This is a genomic window from Mobilicoccus sp., assembly GCF_032060985.1.
Lineage (GTDB): Bacteria > Actinomycetota > Actinomycetes > Actinomycetales > Dermatophilaceae > Mobilicoccus.
The window spans coordinates 1-18,523 of sequence record NZ_DAMBGD010000007.1; the positions used below are offsets into that span (position 1 = coordinate 1).

At 69.5% G+C, this 18,523-nt stretch carries 19 protein-coding genes and 2 pseudogenes; 16 read left to right on the forward strand and 5 right to left on the reverse strand.

Features of this window, described 5'->3' with window-relative positions; translation table 11 throughout:
• The first annotated feature begins 277 nt into the window (after positions 1–277).
• From RT054_RS07155 to RT054_RS07165, 3 genes are all read left to right on the forward strand, one after another.
• Entirely contained in the window at positions 278–766 is a 489-nt protein-coding gene (locus RT054_RS07155) for an NUDIX domain-containing protein (protein WP_313022781.1), read from the forward strand.
• A 294-nt stretch (positions 767–1,060) separates the two neighbouring features.
• Positions 1,061–1,822: a DUF2207 domain-containing protein gene (locus RT054_RS07160; RefSeq protein WP_313022782.1), complete on the forward strand. Its 762-nt coding sequence runs from the start codon at positions 1,061–1,063 to the stop codon at positions 1,820–1,822.
• The gene (locus tag RT054_RS07165; protein ID WP_313022783.1) at positions 1,798–2,085 is read left to right on the forward strand and encodes a hypothetical protein; all 288 of its coding nucleotides are present in this window, start codon (positions 1,798–1,800) and stop codon (positions 2,083–2,085) included. Before RT054_RS07160 ends, RT054_RS07165 begins: the two co-directional genes overlap by 25 nt.
• A 297-nt stretch (positions 2,086–2,382) precedes the next feature.
• On the opposite strand, the gene RT054_RS07170 is transcribed toward RT054_RS07165, so the two are convergent.
• From RT054_RS07170 to RT054_RS07180, 3 genes are all read right to left on the reverse strand, one after another.
• The gene (locus RT054_RS07170; RefSeq protein WP_313022784.1) at positions 2,383–3,444 is read right to left on the reverse strand and encodes an SLC13 family permease; all 1,062 of its coding nucleotides are present in this window, start codon (positions 3,442–3,444) and stop codon (positions 2,383–2,385) included.
• Between the two features lie 212 nt (positions 3,445–3,656).
• Positions 3,657–4,178, reverse strand: coding sequence for a hypothetical protein (locus RT054_RS07175; RefSeq protein ID WP_313022785.1), 522 nt, complete (start codon positions 4,176–4,178; stop codon positions 3,657–3,659).
• A 303-nt stretch (positions 4,179–4,481) separates the two neighbouring features.
• Complete coding sequence (locus RT054_RS07180; protein ID WP_313022786.1) at positions 4,482–4,994, reverse strand: N-acetyltransferase; 513 nt, start codon at positions 4,992–4,994, stop codon at positions 4,482–4,484.
• A 454-nt stretch (positions 4,995–5,448) separates the two neighbouring features.
• Between RT054_RS07180 and RT054_RS07185 the strand changes: the two genes are divergently transcribed.
• The 4 genes from RT054_RS07185 to RT054_RS07200 all read left to right on the forward strand — a co-directional run bounded on the left by RT054_RS07185 (position 5,449) and on the right by RT054_RS07200 (position 8,597).
• The gene (locus tag RT054_RS07185; protein WP_313022787.1) at positions 5,449–5,970 is read left to right on the forward strand and encodes a GNAT family N-acetyltransferase; all 522 of its coding nucleotides are present in this window, start codon (positions 5,449–5,451) and stop codon (positions 5,968–5,970) included.
• Between the two features lie 352 nt (positions 5,971–6,322).
• On the forward strand, positions 6,323–7,348 hold the full coding sequence (locus RT054_RS07190; RefSeq protein WP_313022788.1) for a serine hydrolase: 1,026 nt from the start codon (positions 6,323–6,325) through the stop codon (positions 7,346–7,348).
• Positions 7,349–7,881: 533 nt separating this feature from the next.
• Positions 7,882–8,355: a hypothetical protein gene (locus RT054_RS07195; protein WP_313022790.1), complete on the forward strand. Its 474-nt coding sequence runs from the start codon at positions 7,882–7,884 to the stop codon at positions 8,353–8,355.
• 92 nt (positions 8,356–8,447) lie between these two features.
• Positions 8,448–8,597, forward strand: coding sequence for a hypothetical protein (locus RT054_RS07200; RefSeq protein WP_313022792.1), 150 nt, complete (start codon positions 8,448–8,450; stop codon positions 8,595–8,597).
• Between the two features lie 18 nt (positions 8,598–8,615).
• Here the strand turns inward: RT054_RS07200 and RT054_RS07205 are convergent, their stop codons facing one another.
• Positions 8,616–9,179 carry a TetR family transcriptional regulator gene (locus RT054_RS07205; RefSeq protein ID WP_313022793.1) on the reverse strand — a complete coding sequence of 188 codons (564 nt, stop codon included), beginning with the start codon at positions 9,177–9,179 and terminating at the stop codon, positions 8,616–8,618.
• Between the two features lie 76 nt (positions 9,180–9,255).
• On the opposite strand from RT054_RS07205, the gene RT054_RS07210 reads away from it, so the two are divergent.
• On the forward strand, positions 9,256–9,858 hold the full coding sequence (locus tag RT054_RS07210; protein WP_313022794.1) for a dihydrofolate reductase family protein: 603 nt from the start codon (positions 9,256–9,258) through the stop codon (positions 9,856–9,858).
• An 11-nt stretch (positions 9,859–9,869) separates the two neighbouring features.
• A pseudogene (locus RT054_RS16495) lies at positions 9,870–10,202 on the forward strand (DUF3626 domain-containing protein); the annotation flags it as partial.
• 63 nt (positions 10,203–10,265) lie between these two features.
• On the opposite strand, the pseudogene RT054_RS16500 reads toward RT054_RS16495, so the two are convergent.
• Positions 10,266–10,343: pseudogene (locus RT054_RS16500) on the reverse strand (hypothetical protein); the annotation flags it as partial.
• A gap of 399 nt (positions 10,344–10,742) precedes the next feature.
• Here RT054_RS16500 and RT054_RS07220 point away from each other — a divergent pair.
• From RT054_RS07220 to RT054_RS07250, 7 genes are all read left to right on the forward strand, one after another.
• Positions 10,743–11,330, forward strand: coding sequence for a nucleotidyltransferase family protein (locus RT054_RS07220; protein WP_313022796.1), 588 nt, complete (start codon positions 10,743–10,745; stop codon positions 11,328–11,330).
• A 321-nt stretch (positions 11,331–11,651) separates the two neighbouring features.
• Complete coding sequence (locus tag RT054_RS07225; RefSeq protein ID WP_313022797.1) at positions 11,652–12,020, forward strand: nuclear transport factor 2 family protein; 369 nt, start codon at positions 11,652–11,654, stop codon at positions 12,018–12,020.
• Between the two features lie 366 nt (positions 12,021–12,386).
• Positions 12,387–13,292, forward strand: a complete 906-nt coding sequence (locus tag RT054_RS07230) for an arginase family protein (protein WP_313022798.1) — start codon at positions 12,387–12,389, stop codon at positions 13,290–13,292.
• Positions 13,293–13,791: 499 nt separating this feature from the next.
• Entirely contained in the window at positions 13,792–15,714 is a 1,923-nt protein-coding gene (dnaK, locus tag RT054_RS07235; RefSeq protein WP_313022799.1) for a molecular chaperone DnaK, read from the forward strand.
• A 136-nt stretch (positions 15,715–15,850) separates the two neighbouring features.
• Entirely contained in the window at positions 15,851–16,654 is an 804-nt protein-coding gene (locus RT054_RS07240; protein WP_313022802.1) for a nucleotide exchange factor GrpE, read from the forward strand.
• Between the two features lie 71 nt (positions 16,655–16,725).
• Positions 16,726–17,787: a DnaJ C-terminal domain-containing protein gene (locus tag RT054_RS07245; protein ID WP_312722608.1), complete on the forward strand. Its 1,062-nt coding sequence runs from the start codon at positions 16,726–16,728 to the stop codon at positions 17,785–17,787.
• Positions 17,788–17,904: 117 nt separating this feature from the next.
• Positions 17,905–18,372 carry a heat shock protein transcriptional repressor HspR gene (locus RT054_RS07250; RefSeq protein WP_313022804.1) on the forward strand — a complete coding sequence of 156 codons (468 nt, stop codon included), beginning with the start codon at positions 17,905–17,907 and terminating at the stop codon, positions 18,370–18,372.
• Positions 18,373–18,523: the final 151 nt, after the last annotated feature.

The following is an 18,523-nucleotide window of genomic DNA, read 5'->3' on the forward strand; positions in this document are numbered from 1 at the left end:
CCGGGACCGTCCGGAGGGTGCCGAGTGAACCGTTGTGGCTGGGGCTGGGGCTGGGGCTGGGGCTGTGGCTGGGGCTGGGGCTGGCGTCTCGTCGCGTCCTCCCTCCGCGTCATCAGCCCGGGGCTGACGGCGTTGGCCCTGATCCCCTCCTGCGCCAACTCCAGCGCCGGTCCCCGGAGAAGGCGAGCGTCAGCACCGGCACCGTCCTGGACGTCAGTGGTGGTCGCCGACCGGTCGGCGACCGCCGGTCCGAGAGGCCCTGCGCAGAATGGTGCCCATGGCTCGCCGCTCGTTCGCCCTCGTCCCCGCCTCGTACGTGTTCCTCATGCGGGGACGAGAGGTGTTGCTGCAGAAGCGTCACAACACCGGCTACATGGACGGTTTCTGGGCCGCAGGAGCCGCCGGACATGTCGAACCGGGCGAGACCGCTCGGCGGGCAGCCGTCCGGGAGGCGCGGGAGGAACTCGGGGTCGCCATCGAGCCCGCAGGCCTGCAGCTCGTGACCGTCATGCAGCGCACCGACGGCACCGACACGCCACGGGAGCAACGCGTCGACTGGTTCTGGACCGCTCGGGAGTGGCACGGCGATCCGGTCATCGTCGAACCGCACAAGACCTGGGGCCTGGAGTGGTTCCCACTCGACACGCTCCCGACCCCCATCCCCGATCACGAACGCCTCGTCCTCGACGGCCTTCGCAAGGAGCAGCTTCCGACGGACACGGCCCACGGGTTCCCGGAGGAAGCGGCTCATCTGCGGTCGTCCTGAGGGGCCCTCCCGCGACTTCGGGTGAGTCCTCCTCTCATCGAGCGCGCACGGTGTCTCGTCGTCCAGACGGGGAGTCTCGAGGAGACGTCGTCGACGGGATCCATGCGATGACGTGAGGTGGGGGTCGGTCGGGTCGATTCCCGCGCTGTGGGCACCCACGTCCACGGCGCGAGGGGGCACACTGCGGGTGCACCGGTGGTCTGACGGGTGTGGCGGCGGATGTGGCCGTTTGCCGGAGACCGAGCGGAACGCGACACGTGTGACCGAGCGACGGACGATCCGCGGGGGACGACCATGACGACTGCTTTCGGCCAGGGAATGCCCGACCAGACCACACCGCCGCCCGGGCTGCGGCCCTCACACACGGGGCTGGTGAACAGGCGCAGAGCGTCCGACGCAGATGTCGCCGCGGAGATCATCCAGTTCGCCATCGACGGGCACTTCGTCATCTCGCCGACGATGGCGCGGCAGGGTCTGTCGCTGAGGAAAGAGCGCGCGTGGCGCCTCGACCGCACGCCACAGCCCCAGGCGGACCTCTCCGATTCGAAACGGCGCGCCGTGCTGGACGCCGTGTTCGCGTGGGCGTCCAGCACGACGGTGCGCGCCGGCATGAGAAGCAGCAGAAGGCAGGCGCGACGGCCGCGCTCGCACCTCAAGTCGGAGGCTGCACGCGCGGGCGTGGTGCGGGTCACGGGTCTGCAGAAGGGCGCCTCCTACGCGTTGTCCGGTCTCGGGCTGGTGGTTTTCGCGGCGTTGTTCGTCAAGATCGTGACGCATGGGACGTGGGGGCCGCCGTTGCCGGTGCTCTTCGGGATCTCCGCCATCACCTTGTTGTCGGGGCAGTTCGTGACCTTCCCCCGGGCCACCCCTGAAGGTGTCGACGCCAAGGCACATCTCGAGGGGTTCGCCCGATTCCTGGGCTCGGGCGACGACCGGTTGTTGCGCGGGAGGACAGCAGCGAGGTGTTCGTCCGATATCTCCCATGGGCCGTGGCGAGCGGGCAGGCCCGTCAATGGTGCCGCACGTTCGCGGTGGCGTCTCGGCGTCTTCCGCTGAACGATCCGGCGTTTCGGCGGCAGTGGGAGCAGCCTCTGTCGTGGTTCCGCGGGGGACTCGTTCCGGAGGCGGCGGGGGACGCGGGTCGGCGCGACGTCGTCTACCCCGGCGGTCTGCTGAGCGGTGGCGGTGGTGCGGCCGCCACGACCGGGGACGTCGGAGCGGCGCTCGATGCGTTCGCAGCGGATCTGAGCGATTTCGTCGACGACCTGGTCAAGGATGTGGGCCGGGCCGCCAAGATCGATGACTCCAGAAACCTCTGACGGTCTCTCGGGGCCGCTTGTCGGACGGGGAGAGGGGTGGTCATGGCCGCCACCGACATCGAGAAGGAGATCGCAGCCGGGCGCCTGCAACCGAAGTGGTCGCAGGTTGCCATCGACGAGGACGAGTCATTCGTCGGAGTGCCTCCTGGTGGGGCCGAGACGGTCAGGTCCCGCCGGCCCTTGACGCGGGGATGCGCGCCGCGACCACGCTCGGCGTCTCGACACCCGGGCGTCGCGACGCGGACCTGTCGCGTCAGGACAGCAGCGCCAGGGTGAGGACGCCGAGCGTGGTCGCGATCAGCGCGCATGTCGATCCGGCCAGGGCCAGACGACCCAGGCGCCAACGGATTCCGGCCGCGCGGCAACGCTGCAGCCACAGGAGGGTGGCGAGTGATCCCCAGGGGGTGATGATCGCACCGGCGTTCGTGCCGATGAGGGCGGCCATGAGCCGAAGGGGTGGTCCGCAGCGACGGGCTCGATGGCGAGGTAGGCGGGCAGGTTGTTGACGAGGTTCGACGCGGCCGCCGCCACGGCGCCGATCCGCAGCAGGTTGGGAATGGCGGTTCCTCGGCCGGCGAGGACTCCCACCCACGCCAGTCCACCGGCGGCCTGGGCCCAGGCGACGGCGACGGCGAGCACGCCGAACCCCGCCGCCATGAACCACGGGATCGGCAGTGAGCGCAGCAGGTGTGGTGCCCGGATCGCCGTGGCGATGAGCAGGACCGCTGCCGCCGACGTCGCGACGGCCCACGGGGCGAGACCCACCGCGAACGCCGGCCCGACGACCCCGCAGATTGCCATGCCGATCTGCAGCAGCCGCGTGTCGTGCGGCTGGGGAGGGGGATCGACCTCGTAGCGCGCCGTCGCCATCCGCGGGTGCAGGGCGAGGATCAGCGTGAGGGTCGACGCGATGCACACCATCCCGGGCACGAACGCGAGCCGGACGTAGGCCCCGTGGTCGATCCCGAGCTCGCCGAACTTCGTCAACGCGAGCAGGTTGGTGAGGTTGGACACCGGCAGCAGGAGCGAGCCCGTGTTCGCGATCCACAGCGTGGTGAGGGCGAAGGGTCGAGGGGGGACGTCGATCTGGGTGGCAACGGCGAGCGCGACGGGCGTGAGGAGGACCGCGGTGGTGTCGAGAGAGAGGAACACGGTGCAGGTGACCGCGTAGGCGGAGAAGAGCAGCCACAGAACGAGCAGGCGGTGTCGCGCGTGGCGCGCCAGCCAGTGGGCGACGGCGTCGAACACGCCCACCCGATCGCTCACCTCGGCGAGGACCGCGGCGCTGAGGAGGAAGACGACGATGGGTCCGATCCGCCCCACTGTCTCCAAGGCCACGTCGATGAGCACGCCGCCCATCTTCCCCGGCCCTCCTCCCCGCTCGCTCTGCTCGACACGCCGTCGCCGTGCGCATTCGGGGTCGCCGCCGCGTCGTCCGTCTGTCGTCACAGCGAAGGTCGGCGCGGCAGGGGAGTGCAACGAACACCCTTCAGGCGTGGCGGTGTCCGGCAGGTGCGTCATGCGCTCATCGCGGGGCGATGGGGCGTTCCACCGATGTCGAGCAGGGTCCTTCAGCGGGCTCTCGCCGCGGCGTCCTCCCGGGCCGCGCGGGCGGCGTGATCGACGTGCAGTTGCACGGCCACGTCGCGTCCTGCCGCGACGTGGTTGCGAGGCGCGTGGGCGTAGAGGTCGATGGTGCGGCCGCGCACCTGCCACCGTGCGGTGAACCCCTCCACCGGCCGATCCGTCGGCGGCTCGTCGACGGGTTCGCCGGCGACGTCGGAGAGGAGATCCCGCAGCTCCGTCGCGCTCGCGAGGACGTCACTCCACGGCCGGCCCTCCCACAGGAACCAGTGCAGCCCGACGAACTCGTCCTCGAAGACGTGCCAACCGCAGGACGGGCTTCCCCAGGCCCGCGGTCCGACACCGGAGAAGGCACCGGCCTCGTGTCGTACGTCCTCGACGTCGAGGTGCTGTTCGGCGAACCAGGCGCCGCGATCGGCTTCGGTGGTCGGCCACGTCGACTCGACCAGTCCCCGGACGAGCGCAGCCACGGCGGGGGCGGTCGGCACGAGCGGCGGGTCGGTGGTCATGCGTCATGGTAGCGGCGGGTGCCCCGGCTCTCCCCGGTGCAGACGCCGGCTCTCCCCGGTGCGCGAGCCGCGCCGACGGCGGTCATCCGGCCTACGCCCACGCGTACGTGTGTCGCGGCGTCCCCATCCCGTTCCCCCCTGCCCTGGGTGCACATTTGCGCGGCCAGCTGGGTCGGCTGCGAAGGCTGAACATCCCGTGCGCGAGGCAGGGGGACGCTACCGGGAAAGGCCGGGCACGACGTCGTCGTCGCCAGCATCAAGGGCGGCGTGGTTTCGATGCGGCGTGGTCGCGGATGCGATCGGTCACGTCAGGCTGGAACGCTGTCGCTTCAACCGCGCGGGGAACCCGGCATCGAAGGCGTCGACCTCGACTGGGTCGACGTCGAACAGCGAGCTTTCGACGAGCTTGCCGCCCGCCAAGGCGTCGTCGATCAGCTCGAGACCCATGAACTCGGGGAAGTTGTCGCCCTCGGTGGTCGTCACGTCGAGGTGTTTCGCATCGTGGAATCCGAAGCGGGGGTAGTAGTGCGGGTCGCCGTAGAGGAACGCTGCGGGGAACCCCGACGCCCGGGCCGCGTCCAACGTGGCGTTCATCAGGGCAGTGCCGATCCCGTGGCCCTGATACCTCGGCGCCACCGCCACGGGGCCCGGGGTCGAGACCTGGATCTCGCCGGCGGCCGGTACGCCGAGCGAGGTGCGGACACGCTCGGCATTGAACGAAGCCCTTGATCCCAGTGCCGCGCCAGCCATCGATCCGCTGATGGGGTTGTGGATTCGCGGCGCGAGGGGGAACTGCCTGTGCAGCGATCGGCCCATGGTCTGCCGGGTGCGGCAGCGGGGGTGGCCGCTTGGTGGAGACTGAGCGTGACGCCACACGCGTGACAGAACGATGGACGATCCGCGGGGACGACCATGGCGACTGCTGTCGGCCAGGGACTGCCCGACCAGACCACACCGCCGCCCGGACTGTCGCGGCCGCTGGCCGTCCCGGTGGCCGGCCTCCCACCCGAGTGCTGGGGCGGTGGTGGCCGACGCGGTGAACGCTTCCGATCGGGCGGTGACATCCGCGGTGGGCTCCGGGGATGGAGGTGTGCGTTGCGAGCGATCTGTCCGAGACGCATCGCTCTGACCTGCGGAGGGACAGAGAGTGGGGACGCTTGCCGTCCCACCATTTTGCCCGAGTCCTCGGTGGCGCCCACGATGACGCCACAGTCACACTCGCTCGCTCATGTCGAATTCCGTGCGTTGACGCGTGTGGGAGGATCAACGAGTGGGCGACCTTCATGTGCGGCCTGCGACACCTAGCGACGACGCAAAACAACTGCTGCTCGATGCCTGGTATGGGCCCGACGTGGTCGTGCACGGCCGCACGTTTCGTCTCGACCGGCTGCCGACCCTCGTTGCTCTCGACGGCGAGCAGGTCATCGGAGTGCTGACATACGAGCTGCGCGTCGGCGAGCTGGAGATCGTCTCCTGCAACAGCCTGCGTCGCAGGGCGGGCGTCGGACGGGCTCTCGTCGAGACGGCGCGCAACGTCGCGTCCACAGCCGGGGTCGGCCGGGTTGTCTGCACCACGACCAACGACAACACCGATGCCCTCGCGTTCTGGCAACGCATGGGATTACGCCTCGAGGCAATCCGCTCGGGTGCGGTCGACGAGGCGCGCCACATAAAGCCGTCTATCCCCTTGATCGGTGATCACGGCATCGAGATCCACGACGAGATCGACTTGATCGCTCCTACCGACGACGTTGCGCGCCGCCCTGCCGCTCTGCGCGCAACGCGCGACTGAGCCACTCCCGAGTCGCTGCCAGGCCGCCGAGATTCGGGTCTCGCTTCCGTCCACGGAGACACGGAATCGGGACGTGAGACATGCGTCATACGCCAAGTTGGGATCGGGACGAACCCGCCCGCCGCTGTAGGTTCCCGCTGGTCTTGTCACCGGAACACGCGGACGTCCTCAGCTCCCCGCGCTCCGCCGTGGAGCAACTCCTCGGGAGCCACTGAACGCGCGGACATGCCGCGTCCCGGTGGTGACAACAGCGCCCTGTCGATGAGCGGGAGTCCGCGCGATCTTCGCAGCATCTTGTCCGGTGGAGGTCCATGTAGGTTCGCGGTCCAGCAGCAGACCGAGAGGTGGTCCGATGGGCAGAATCGATCAGGCACGGCTCGAGACGGCTGCCCAGGATGCCGGGGCACGGTTCACCGTCGAGGCCGTCGACATCGAGGCGTATCTGGCCTCACAGGTGGCCGACACGACCCACCGTGAAGTCGCCGGTCCGCTGTCGCCGGCCACCGGAGCCAGCGGGGTGGTCATCGTCGACCGCCGTCGGGTGGTTTCGTGGGGTGATCCCGCCGCGGTGGAGATGACCTTCAGTGTCACCAAGACCGTGGTCTCGCTCGTCGCGGGCGTCGCGTTCGACGACGGGCTCCTCCGGCCGGACGAGGCCGTGCACGTCACGGTCCCCGTCGCCGAGTTCGAGGGCCCGCACAATGCGCGGATCACGTGGCGACACCTTCTGCAACAGACCAGCCAGTGGGAGGGCACGCTGTGGGGCAAACCCACCAGTGTCGATGCCCAGAGCTACCGGGAGGGGACCGAGGTCCACGGCACCCCACCCGGCGAGGGGTGGGCCTACAACGACGTCCGCATGAACCTGCTCTGTTATGCGCTGACCCTGCTCTTTCGCCGTTCCCTCCCGGACGTGCTGCGCGAGCGGGTGATGGACCGCATCGGAGCTTCCCCGAGCTGGTCGTGGCACGGCTACACCCTCAGCACCGTCACCGTTGGCGGTGAGGACGTCGAGGTCGTTTCGGGCGGTGCGCATTGGGGCGGGGGCCTGTTCATCAATGCCGAGGACCTCGCCGCGATCGGTCAACTGTTTCTGACCAGAGGTCTTCACCACGGTCGACGGATCCTCAGCCAGGAATGGATCGAACAGTCCTGGACGCCGTGCCCGGTCAAGCCCGAGTGCGGCTACCTGTGGTGGCTCAACGATCGGCAGATCCCGTGGCCCGGTGCTCCGGCGACGGGTCGCAGCGCCCGGGGAAATGGTGGGCGGCACTTGCTGTGGGTCGACCCGGACCGCGACCTCGTGCTCGCCTCCCACTGGACCAACGACCCCCTCCACCTCATCCGCGCCATCTCAGACTGCGTGGCCACCCGTTGACGACATGCTCGCTCGTGCCGCTGAGGGACTGCTGCGGCGGACGGCATTCAGCACGGGACGAAGGGCTGGCAGGACTGCCTTCGCAGGCGGAGGCAAGGAGCGCGTGAGCTCGGTACGAACCATTGCCTCAGCGCGCCGGGCTGACCTTCGTCTTCGACCACGACGCGCACATGACCACGATCGAGTCGTCTCGTTCACGCGTCGCCGCGTTCCTACGACCATCTGAGCCACCACGGTCGCGACTTCCGATGGCCTTGGCAATGGGGTTGGCGACTCCCGAGACGCTGACGCCAGCCACAACCCGACGAACGCGCTTTCCAGTGTCGGCGCGCAGCGTCCGACCATGCCGTCCTGCGCGTCATTGGCGTGGCCGGCGGGCGACGCACGGAGCGCGTCCGTAGGTTGTCGGCATGAACGAGCCGGGGCAGTGGGCCACCACGACTCACGTATGGGCATGGGACGTGGATCGAGAGCACCTCAGGGACCTGCGCCGGCAGCTGGGTCCAGGGACCGCCGCCGGTGGGCGACGGCACATGATCCTCGAGGTCCTCGCCTACGCACAGGACGAGGCGGCCAGCCTCGGCACGACCGGCCAGGTCGTCGTCATCCACCACCCCGATGGCGGCGTGAGCGTCGACGACGACGGTCGGGGCACGGACACCCGGACCGACGACACCGGGCGCGTCATCCGCAAACCGGTGATGGCGACTGCGGACGTGCGCTTCACCGACCCCGACTTCGCCCCCGTCCTGCCCGACGGGCTGCCCCGCCGCGGAATGTCGAGCGTGGCCGCCGTCAGCGAGGTCCTCGTTCACACGAACCACCGGGTCGATGGCTCCTGGTCGCAGACATACCGGTACGGCATCCCCGACCACGATCTCCACGCGGTCTCACCACGCGCCCACAGCGGAACGATCGTCACGTTCCATTCCGACATCACCGGCCCCAGCGGCCTGACCCCCCAAGACCTGCGCGCCTTCCCCAATCTCCTGATCCGAGTGCACTGAGAAGACTCCTTTGCCGCTGTCGGCGCGCAGTGTCCGAGCATGCCGCGGCCCGCGCCCCGATAGGTCATCAAGCAGGACGTCGTAACGACGGGGTGTCGCGGCTCCGGCACCTCGACGCCACCGTCGTCGCGGACCGCCGAGACATCCACGGACCCGGCATCGGCTGGGTCAGCATGGCCGGCCCCGAAGGAATCCAGTTCTGCGTCCTGCGCTCCGAGGAGGAGCGCTGGCCGATGTCCTGATCTGCCGCGCCGATGACGTCAACGGCCCAATGCTCGGGCGGTGTCCTTCGCCTGGGTGACGGGGTCGATGTCGGGTGCCAGCGGGATGGTCAGTGCGTCGAGCACGATGCCGTTGACGAGGTGATGTAGCCGTAGGACGTGCTCACGGCCGCCGGGCAGACCCCTGGCGGCATGGAACTCGACGTCCATGTCGAACCCTGCTCGCAAGAACTCGGTCAGGGGCTGGGCAACCTCGGGAGAGCGGGGGGCTTCCAGGCGTAGCTCGACGAGTGCGCGGGCCAGGTTCGGGTGGGCCAGGAGGCGCTCGAGGGCATACCCCGCGTAGGCCGGGCCGGCATCATCGACGGGCAGCTCGGCCAGCTCGTCCAGCCGGTCCGGGTTCGGAGCGAGCAGCACGAAGATGCGCTGTGCTATCCCCGCCAGCAGGTCCGACCTGGACCGGAAGTAATTCGCGCACGTACCCGTCGGCACCCGGGCCTCGGCGTCCACGGCGCGGTGCGTCACCGCCCTCGCGCCCTCACGTCCCAGCAGCTCCAGGGCGGCATCGGTAACGGCGGCACGGCGGGCAGGGTTGGCAACCATGGGCAGACACTACCGCCCAACCACAACACCTGCTTTAGTTGCAGAGACCGATACATCTGTGGTGATTGGAGCCCCCATGCGCGACCTCGTCTACTACGTCGCCGCCTCGATCGACGGCTTCATCGCCGACACCCACGGCGACGTCTCCGCATTCCCCCAGGACCGGGCGACCCTCGCCGCGCTCTTCGATCGTTACCCGGAGACCTGCCCAGCCCATCTGCGCGACGTTCTCGGGGTGATCGGGGCTCCACGCCGGTTCGACACCGTGCTCATGGGCTACCGCACCTATGAACCGGCCTTGGCCGTGGGCCTGCCCGGTGGCGTGTACCCGCACCTGCACCAGGTCATCGTCACCCACCGGGACGTGCCCGCCTCGCCGAACCTCACCGCGATCAGCAGCGATCTGCCCCACCGGATCACACGACTCAAGGACCAGCCAGGACGCGACATCTGGCTGTGCGGCGGCGCGAACCTCGCCGCCCAGCTCATCGACCACATCGACGAGATCCAGATCAAGGTCAACCCCGTCATCCTCGGCGCCGGCACACCCCTCCTGCCCGTCCCCGGCGCTGCACGGGACCTCCGCCTCGCCACCATGGAGGAACTTCCCGGTGGGGTCGCACTGCTGACCTACCGCAGCGGGAACCATCGTGAGGAGCCGGCTCGATCGGCTCAATAGGGTTTGGGCCTGTGTGCGACGCGAGTGACAGGGCACGGCCGGCGGTCGCTGCTGTCGACCGGCGGTGCGACGGTGGCCCGTTGGACCGGTCGCTGCGGATCACAGTCAACTTCCACCCGGACCGCACCGCCGGTGAAGGCCGCGCCGACGGGAACGTTCTGGAAGCCCTCGCCGACGGTGGCGTGTACCGCTCCCAGCTCGAGACCGGCACCGGCATCGGCGGCCTGACCGCGCACCCCGGCGGGGACCGGTGGCTGTGGGAACGAGCCCTGTTCGACGGCGCCTACGATGACGCGCCCCCAACAGAGCGACCCAGGTACGGGGCGCTCAACCACCGCCGGTGGCCCCTCGGTTGCGTCTCTGGCGTCCCGGTGGGCGTCCAGGGCGGTGGTGCGCTGGAGCTTGGAGCGGGGTTCGCCGTCGGCGAACCGACGGGCGGAGTGAAAGGCGGCGGTGATCCTCAGGTCGGGCGCCTCGCCCAGCAATGCGAGGACGTCCTCGACCGGCCCGGCAGCGAAGCGGGCGACCTTCCTGATCTCGTCATCATGTGCCGGACCATGTGTTCGAGCGCGCCATCGCCGACCGCTAACGGGTCCTCGTGCCTAGAGGCGTCCTGCTGCTGGGTGGTCACGTCGGAGACACCCGGTCCGTGAAGACCCAGGGCTACGGGGCCCCTCATGGACGTTCAGATCAATCGGCGCCCAGCCGGCAGCTGGGAGGATGCCGTCCGCGCAGCGGGCCTTGCTGTCGAAGCCCACACCGTCTACGACCCCGGCACCCCAGACGTGAGCCACGCCGTGTTCGCAAGGAAGTCGTTCCATACGACGTCCTGACTCACCGTATGCCGGGTGTCCAGCCGGGGGCGGGCTCGGCCATGATGTCGCATGACATCTTCCGGACCCGACCTTGAGGCGAGGGCCGTGGCGGCGGTTCTCGCCGACCCCGTGTGCGTCGCCATCCTCGAGCGCATGCCTTCCCTCGGGTTGAGCGAGTGGTGGCTCACCGCCGGCGCCGTCTTCCAGAACGTCTGGAACCTCGTTGAGGGACGCGCACCCGGATGCGGCATCAGGGACTACGACGTCTTCTATTTCGACGCCAGCGACCTGTCCTGGGAGGCCGAGAATGCGGTCATCGAAGAAGCCGCTGCGCTGTTCGCGGACGTGCCCGCCCGCGTCGAGGTGCGCAACGAGGCCCGCGTCCACCTCTGGTACGAGGACAAGTTCGGCACTCCTGCCGCCCCGTTCACCAGCGCCGCTGATGCGATCGACGCCTTCGCCTCGACCACGTGCTGCATCGGCATCACCCGCGCCCAGGGTCCGATCCACGTCTACGCGCCGTTCGGTCTGGACGATGTGCTGGCCATGCACATGCGCCCGAACCGACGCCTTGCGCCGCAGTCCGTCTACGACACCAAGGTCGCGCAGTACCAGCAGCGATGGCCCGCACTCACCAGTGACCCGTGGCGGGGTTGACTCCGGCCCTTGCAGCTCGTCGCGAAGCCGTCCGCTCATGCCGCTGAAGGCGCGTCCTGGCATGGTCATCTCCGATGGGGTCCGACAGTGTTGGAGGTTACCGCGGGTCTTGTCACCGGAACACGCGGACGAGGAGGTGAGTGACATGTGCACGAGCATCCGGGCGTCTCACTTTCCTGTACGCATCCTCGGCCGGGGCTGCGGCCGCGGCCTCGGTCGGTCCCGGTGGCGAAAGGACGGCTCTCCGCGCCTGCGCGCCTGACTGGCGGCGATGGCGAAGGCGAGGTCGAGCGCACAGCTGGGGTCTGCGAACATCGGGGCGTGAGTGCTGCCGAGATCCTCGCCGCGTTGTGCACCGCAATCGACGAGCGCAGGTGGGACGACCTGGCGCCGATGCTCGCTGAGGACTTCGTCTGCCGCTACGTGCACACCGGCGAGCAGTTCGATCGGGACGGTTGGGTCCGACTGAATGCCGAGTACCCCGGTTTCGATCACCTGACAGTCGAGGACCTGGTGGACGGTGGTGACCGGGCCGTGGCCAGGTGTCACGTCACCGGCCGCGACGGTGAGGGGCTCGCTCACTTCGAGGTGGCGACTTTCGTGCACGCACGCGGCAGCGTGCTGGCCGAAATGACCGAGGTCTGGACGGATGCGGGCCAGCCGGTGCCTCAGGAGAGTCGACCCAGCTGATCTCACTCATCTGCTGCGGACGTGTGTTTCATCCGGAGTCGGTGTCCGGTGGATCAGGTCTCGCGGAGGGTGAGGTCGAGCTCGCACCAGGTGGGCTACCCGGTTGCGGCCCTGAGGGAACGGCGGGTACCGGTGCAGGACCTCCCTGTAGGTTCCCGGTGGACTTGTCATGGGTGCTTGGCGCTGACCTGCGCGATGGCACGTCGCGTGGACGGCGGCCAGTCCCACGTTGGTGTCCGAATCCTCAGCGGTCGACCTCAGCACGACCATGGACGGGCGTGGACTCACGCTTCTGTTCTATGTGCCGACGTGGGAGGCGGGCCTGTTGGACTGGTGACGCCGGGCGTCAGACGGGAGGATGCCCGCATGGGCTCGATCATCGATGTACCCACGAATCTCGGACTGCGCCCCCCAGAGCCCGGTTGCGTGCCCGGGGCGGACAAAGCTCCGCAGGCTCTGCGTGCGGCGGGGCTGCACGCTGCGCTTTGCCGGCAGGGCTGGATCGACGGCCCGCCGGTGCTCGCAGGCCGCTATCACCCCGAGATGTCTCCGGGGCAGGTGCGCAACCAGGCCGCAATCGTTGAACACGCGCACCGGCTGGCGTCCCGCGTCGCGCAGGCCCTGGACCGCGGAGAGCGGCCTCTGGTGCTTGGGGGAGATTGCTCCACCCTGTTAGGTGTGGGCCTTGGACTCGCCGCCCGTGGGCGGTACGGCCTTGTCCACCTCGACGGTCACACCGACTTCCGGCATCCCGGCAACGCTTCGCAGCCGGCCAATCTGGCTGGCGAAGACCTCGCATGCGCTGTCGGCCTGCACTACCCCGAGCTGTCACAGATCGACGGACTGGGCCCGTACTTCGAGCCGCAGGACGTGGTTCACGCTGGATGCCGCGATGACGACGCCCACCTGGATGAAGCCCGCGGCCAACTGGGCGCGGTCGTGAGCGCTTCCCAGTGGGTCGCTGACCCACGAGGCGCCCTCGCGGCGATCGTGGCTTGGACAGAGCGCGACGGCCTCGACGGCTTCTGGGTTCACGTCGACGTCGATGTTCTGGATCCCGCCTACATGCCAGCCGTCGACAGCCCCGACCCGGGCGGCATCAGCCCCTCCCTATTGAGCGAAGCGTTGGCCGGGCTGTGGCCACGGGCCGCAGGTATGACCGTAGGGATCCTCGACCCTGATCTGGACCCCGACGGGCAGTACGCGGGTCAGGTGGCGAGCATCATCCTCGGCGCCGTCGCCGGCTCGGGGCCACAAGCGAAGACTCTTTGACCGGGCAGCCCAACCGGGGCCCGCCGTGCCATGGTCGCGGCGGAGCGCGACCAGCAACTTCGGCAACCGCTCATGCCGTTGACGGTGCGTCCTGGCATGGTCTCAAACGGAGTGATCACAGGCGGCCCATGCCAGGTACGTGGAACTGATGACACGCCGGCGACAACTCCGATGGGACGGTGACATCTCCGATGAGAGTCGTCGACGAGGGGGCGTTGAGGTTGCCCGTCGGCCCGGGGAATGAACCCGCCCCACCCGTAGTTGAGTCCAGTAAGCGCAACTTTGCAGCGTGGATCGCCCGCACAGTTTGACAGCGGGCCCGACGCCTCGCAGAGTTGAGTGCTAGAGCATCAACCTTGCCGCCGCGGCGGGCGAGGCGCCTCCCGGGCGGGTTCGGCACCGGGTTCGTCACGACGAACCCGGCAGCACGGACCGACCCCGAACGGGTGGCGTTTCGCTCAGCGGCGACATCCCCCACAGACACGAAGGAGCACACCCCATGGCTCGTGCAGTAGGCATCGACCTCGGTACCACCAACTCGGCCGTCTCCGTCCTCGAGGGCAACGAGCCGACGATCATCGCGAACGCCGAGGGCGGTCGCACCACCCCGTCCGTCGTCGCGTTCTCCAAGAACGGCGAGGTGCTCGTCGGCGAGATCGCCAAGCGCCAGGCCGTCACCAACGTCGACCGCACCATCCGCTCGGTCAAGCGCCACATGGGCACCGACTGGAGCCAGGAGATCGACGGCAAGAAGTACACGGCGCAGGAGATCAGCGCCCGCATCCTGATGAAGCTCAAGCGCGACGCCGAGTCCTACCTGGGCGAGCCCGTCACCGACGCCGTCATCACGGTCCCCGCCTACTTCGACGACGCCGAGCGTCAGGCCACCAAGGAAGCCGGTGAGATCGCAGGCCTCAACGTGCTGCGCATCGTCAACGAGCCCACCGCCGCGGCCCTCGCGTACGGCCTCGACAAGGGCAAGGAAGACGAGCTCATCCTCGTCTTCGACCTCGGTGGTGGCACGTTCGACGTGTCCCTCCTCGAGGTCGGCAAGGACCCGGAGGACGGCTTCTCCACCATCCAGGTCCGCGCCACCCACGGTGACAACAAGCTCGGTGGCGACGACTGGGACGACCGCATCGTCAAGCACCTCCTCACCACGGTGAAGAACAACACCGGTGTCGACCTGTCGAACGACAAGATCGCCATGCAGCGTCTCCGTGACGCCGCCGAGCAGGCCAAGAAGGAGCTGTCGACCGCGACGTCGACGAACATCTCTCTCCAGTACCTCTCGATGAGCGAGAACGGCCCCATCCACCTCGACGAGAGCATCAGCCGCACGCAGTTCGAGCAGATGACCTCCGACCTCCTGGACCGCTGCAAGGCGCCGTTCCACCAGGTCATCAAGGACGCGGGCATCAAGCTGTCCGACATCGACCACGTCGTCCTCGTCGGCGGCTCCACCCGCATGCCGGCCGTGAGCAGCCTCGTCAAGGAACTCACCGGCGGCAAGGAGCCCAACAAGGGCGTCAACCCCGACGAGGTCGTCGCGGTCGGCGCGTCCCTCCAGGCCGGTGTCCTCAAGGGCGAGCGCAAGGACGTCCTCCTCATCGACGTCACCCCGCTCTCCCTCGGCATCGAGACCAAGGGCGGCCTCATGACCAAGCTCATCGAGCGCAACACCGCGATCCCCACGAAGCGCTCCGAGGTCTTCACCACGGCCGAGGACAACCAGCCCTCGGTGCTCATCCAGGTGTTCCAGGGCGAGCGTGAACTCGCCTCGGCGAACAAGAACCTCGGCACCTTCGAGCTCACCGGCATCGCGCCCGCCCCCCGCGGCGTGCCGCAGATCGAGGTCACCTTCGACATCGACGCCAACGGCATCGTCCACGTCTCCGCCAAGGACCGTGGCACCGGCAAGGAGCAGTCGATGACGATCTCCGGCGGCTCCGCGCTGCCGAAGGACGAGATCGACCGCATGGTCCGCGAGGCCGAGCAGCACGCCGAGGAGGACAAGTTGCGTCGCGAGGAGGCCGAGGCCCGCAACACCGCGGAGCAGCTCGTCTACTCCACCGACAAGTTCCTCGCCGACAACGGCGACAAGGTCCCCGAGGACACCAAGAAGCCGGTCGAGGAAGCCCTCACCGACCTCAAGGTCGCGCTCGGCAAGACCGGCGACGAGGCTCCCTCCCCCGAGGACCTCAACACCAAGGTCGCCAAGCTCAACGAGGTCTCCCAGGCGATGGGTGCCGCGATGTACGCCGCCGCCCAGGCCGAGGGTGAGCAGGCCGGTGCGCAGTCCGGTCCGTTCCCCGGAGCCGGGGACGCCGGTGCCACCGGTGGCGCGAGCGCCGGTGGCCAGAGCGGTGCCGACGACGACGTCGTCGACGCCGAGGTCGTGGAGGACGACGACAAGAAGTGATCGTCCGGGGCGGGACACGCCCGTGTCACGCCCCGCCGTTCCGCCCCGGTCTCACCCATTCCGTGAGGCCGGGGCGGAGCCCCACCCCCCACCGTTCCGCCCGCCCACCCCCGCGCAGGAACCCTAGGAGCCGCACATGAGCACGCACGACAACCAGAAGGGCGCCGGTGACCACGCCTTCGGGTGGCCCGGTCAGGACCCGCAGGCCCACGCCGATGGGGACGGCATGGCGAACACTCGCCCGACCTCCCCGGCCACGGGCGCCGCGTCCGCCGCCGCCGCGCGCGCCGCCTACGCGGGCGCCGAGAAGGACGCCGCCTTCGACGGCCCCGCCGACGTTCCCGACACCGGTGACGGTGCCTCCGTCGGCGCCGAGGACGACGGCAGCCTCCCCGACGAGGCCGTCCAGGGAGACCTCGCCGGGGACACGTCCCCGGCCGACCGCCCCACGGGCCCGTCCGTCGAGCCGCCGAGCGCCTCGTCCGTCCCTCAGGCCGGTGCGAGCGACGCCGAACGTCTCGCCGCCGAGCGCCTCGCCGACTATCAGCGTCTCAACGCCGAGTACGTCAACTACAAGCGTCGGGTCGACCGCGACCGCGCCGAGGACCGCAACCGCGCCACCATCGGCGTCGTCGAGTCCCTCCTGCCGGTGCTCGACGAGATCCACTTCGCCCGCCAACACGGCGAACTCACCGAGGACAGCCCTTTCTCCAAGATCGCGGCCAAGCTCGAGGGAGTCCTCGCGGGCTACGGCGTCGCGATGTACGGCGAGGTCGGCGAGACCTTCGACCCCGTCGTCCACGAGGCCCTCATGCACACGACCGCCGAGCTGCCCCCCGGCACGACCGACACCACCGTCGTCATGGTCATGCAGCCCGGATACCGCATCGGCGAGCGCGTCGTGCGTCCCGCGCGGGTGTCCGTCGCGGACCCCGCGTGAGGGTCGCGGGCATCGACGCTCGTCCCCACCACCCCGTACCCGTTCCCACGATCACCCACTGAGGAGGCGAGATGGCCAGCCAGGACTGGTTCGACAAGGACTTCTACGCCGTGCTGGGCGTCTCGGCCGACGCCGACGCCAAGACGATCAAGGCGAAGTACCGCAAACTCGCCCGCACGTACCACCCCGACAGCAACGCGGGGGACGCGGCGGCCGAGCAGCGCTTCAAGGAGGTCGGTGAGGCGTACTCCGTCCTCTCCGACCCCGAACAGCGCAAGCAGTACGACGCCGTGCGTGCCATGTCCCGCGGTGGCGCCCGGTTCACCGCCGGCGGCGCCGGTGGCGGGACGCCCGGGGCCGGCTTCGAGGACGTGTTCAGCACGCTCTTCAACTCCGGCGAGGGCACCCGCTTCACCACCGGTGGTGGCGGGTTCTCCGGACGACCCGGTGAGGACCCCGACCTCGAGGACCTGCTCAACATGTTCTCCCAGGGCGGATTCGGCGGCGGGGGCGGGCAGTACGGCGCGCCCGGCGGACGGCCCGGCGGGTTCGGCGGCACCGGATTCCGTGCGCCCCGCAAGGGTCGCGACGTCCACGCGACGGCCGGACTGAGCTTCCGGCAGGCCGTCGAGGGTGACACGGTCGTCGTCAACGGCGTCGGCGGCGGCAAGCCGATCACCGCCCGCATCCCCCCGGGCGTCAAGGACGGCGCGACGATCCGACTCCCCGGCAAGGGCGAGCCCGGCCCGGGTGGCGCTCCTGCGGGGGACATCCTCCTCAAGATCACCGTGCACCCGCACGAGGTCTTCACCCGCGACGGCGACAACCTCCGCATCGAGGTCCCCGTGACGTTCGCGGAGGCCGCGCTCGGCGACACGATCACCGTCCCGACGCTCGGCGGCGACACCGTCAAGGTCAAACTCCCCGCCGGGATCTCGAGCGGAAAGACGTTGCGGGTCAAGGGGCGTGGTGTGCGCCGAGCCAAGGGCCAGCCCGGTGACCTCCTCGTCAAGGTGCTCGTCACCGTCCCGCAGCGACTCACCGACGAGGCCCGCGCCGCCCTCGAGGCCCTCAAGGCCCAGGAGGCGGGCGTCGATCCCCGCGAGGCCCTCTTCCGCAAGGCCCGCGCCTGAGACGAACGGCGGGCCACACCGGCCCGCCGTTCGCTCATCCCACCCGTTCGACCCATCCCCAGACCCCGAGGCCGACGACACCGACCCGCCTCACCGTCCGCGACGAAAGGAGATGACATGGCCGCCGCCAGGAACGCCGGTTCCACGTTCGCCCCGGACGACGACACGCCCGTGTTCGTCATCTCCGTCGCTGCGCAGCTCGCGGGCATGCACGCCCAGACCCTCCGGCAGTACGACCGCCTCGGGCTCGTCGTCCCCTCCCGCACCCGCGGGGGAGGGCGGCGCTACTCCAACCGCGACATCGCCCGCCTGCGCGAGGTCCAGCGTCTCTCCCAGGAGGAGGGTGTCAGCCTCGCCGGCATCCGCCGCATGCTCGAGCTCGAGAACGAGGTCGAGGTGTTGCGGGCGCAGGTCGGGGAGATGCACGAAGAGCTCGGCCGGGTCCGCGCTGCCTTCGGCATGAGCGGTCGGGTGTTCGCGGCCGGTCGCGCCGGAGACGTCGTGGCGGTCCGAGCCGGCGAGCGTCCACGTCGCCGCTTCTCCGACTCCCGCGCCCTCGTGCTCTACGGCAGTCGCCGCGCCTGACCTCCTCGCCCCGGCGCCGCACGGCGGCCGAGCCAGCCCTTCAGATGGGCCGAGCCGTTCCGCGTGACCACGAGGGTGCCGAGTGAACCGTGTGGGCTGTCGCTGCCGTCCGCATCCGGACGCGAGGGTGCCCAGTGAACCGTTCGGGTCG

What these genes read in the sequence shown, in the direction of transcription:
- RT054_RS07155 (WP_313022781.1), top strand. Translation starts at nt 278, where the DNA reads ATGGCTCGCCGCTCGTTCGCCCTCGTCCCCGCCTCGTACGTGTTCCTC.
- RT054_RS07160 (WP_313022782.1), top strand. Translation starts at nt 1,061, where the DNA reads ATGACGACTGCTTTCGGCCAGGGAATGCCCGACCAGACCACACCGCCG.
- RT054_RS07170 (WP_313022784.1), bottom strand. Translation starts at nt 3,444, where the DNA reads ATGGGCGGCGTGCTCATCGACGTGGCCTTGGAGACAGTGGGGCGGATC.
- RT054_RS07175 (WP_313022785.1), bottom strand. Translation starts at nt 4,178, where the DNA reads ATGACCACCGACCCGCCGCTCGTGCCGACCGCCCCCGCCGTGGCTGCG.
- RT054_RS07180 (WP_313022786.1), bottom strand. Translation starts at nt 4,994, where the DNA reads ATGGGCCGATCGCTGCACAGGCAGTTCCCCCTCGCGCCGCGAATCCAC.
- RT054_RS07190 (WP_313022788.1), top strand. Translation starts at nt 6,323, where the DNA reads ATGGGCAGAATCGATCAGGCACGGCTCGAGACGGCTGCCCAGGATGCC.
- RT054_RS07195 (WP_313022790.1), top strand. Translation starts at nt 7,882, where the DNA reads ATGATCCTCGAGGTCCTCGCCTACGCACAGGACGAGGCGGCCAGCCTC.
- RT054_RS07205 (WP_313022793.1), bottom strand. Translation starts at nt 9,179, where the DNA reads ATGGTTGCCAACCCTGCCCGCCGTGCCGCCGTTACCGATGCCGCCCTG.
- RT054_RS07210 (WP_313022794.1), top strand. Translation starts at nt 9,256, where the DNA reads ATGCGCGACCTCGTCTACTACGTCGCCGCCTCGATCGACGGCTTCATC.
- RT054_RS07220 (WP_313022796.1), top strand. Translation starts at nt 10,743, where the DNA reads ATGACATCTTCCGGACCCGACCTTGAGGCGAGGGCCGTGGCGGCGGTT.
- RT054_RS07230 (WP_313022798.1), top strand. Translation starts at nt 12,387, where the DNA reads ATGGGCTCGATCATCGATGTACCCACGAATCTCGGACTGCGCCCCCCA.
- dnaK (WP_313022799.1), top strand. Translation starts at nt 13,792, where the DNA reads ATGGCTCGTGCAGTAGGCATCGACCTCGGTACCACCAACTCGGCCGTC.
- RT054_RS07240 (WP_313022802.1), top strand. Translation starts at nt 15,851, where the DNA reads ATGAGCACGCACGACAACCAGAAGGGCGCCGGTGACCACGCCTTCGGG.
- RT054_RS07245 (WP_312722608.1), top strand. Translation starts at nt 16,726, where the DNA reads ATGGCCAGCCAGGACTGGTTCGACAAGGACTTCTACGCCGTGCTGGGC.
- RT054_RS07250 (WP_313022804.1), top strand. Translation starts at nt 17,905, where the DNA reads ATGGCCGCCGCCAGGAACGCCGGTTCCACGTTCGCCCCGGACGACGAC.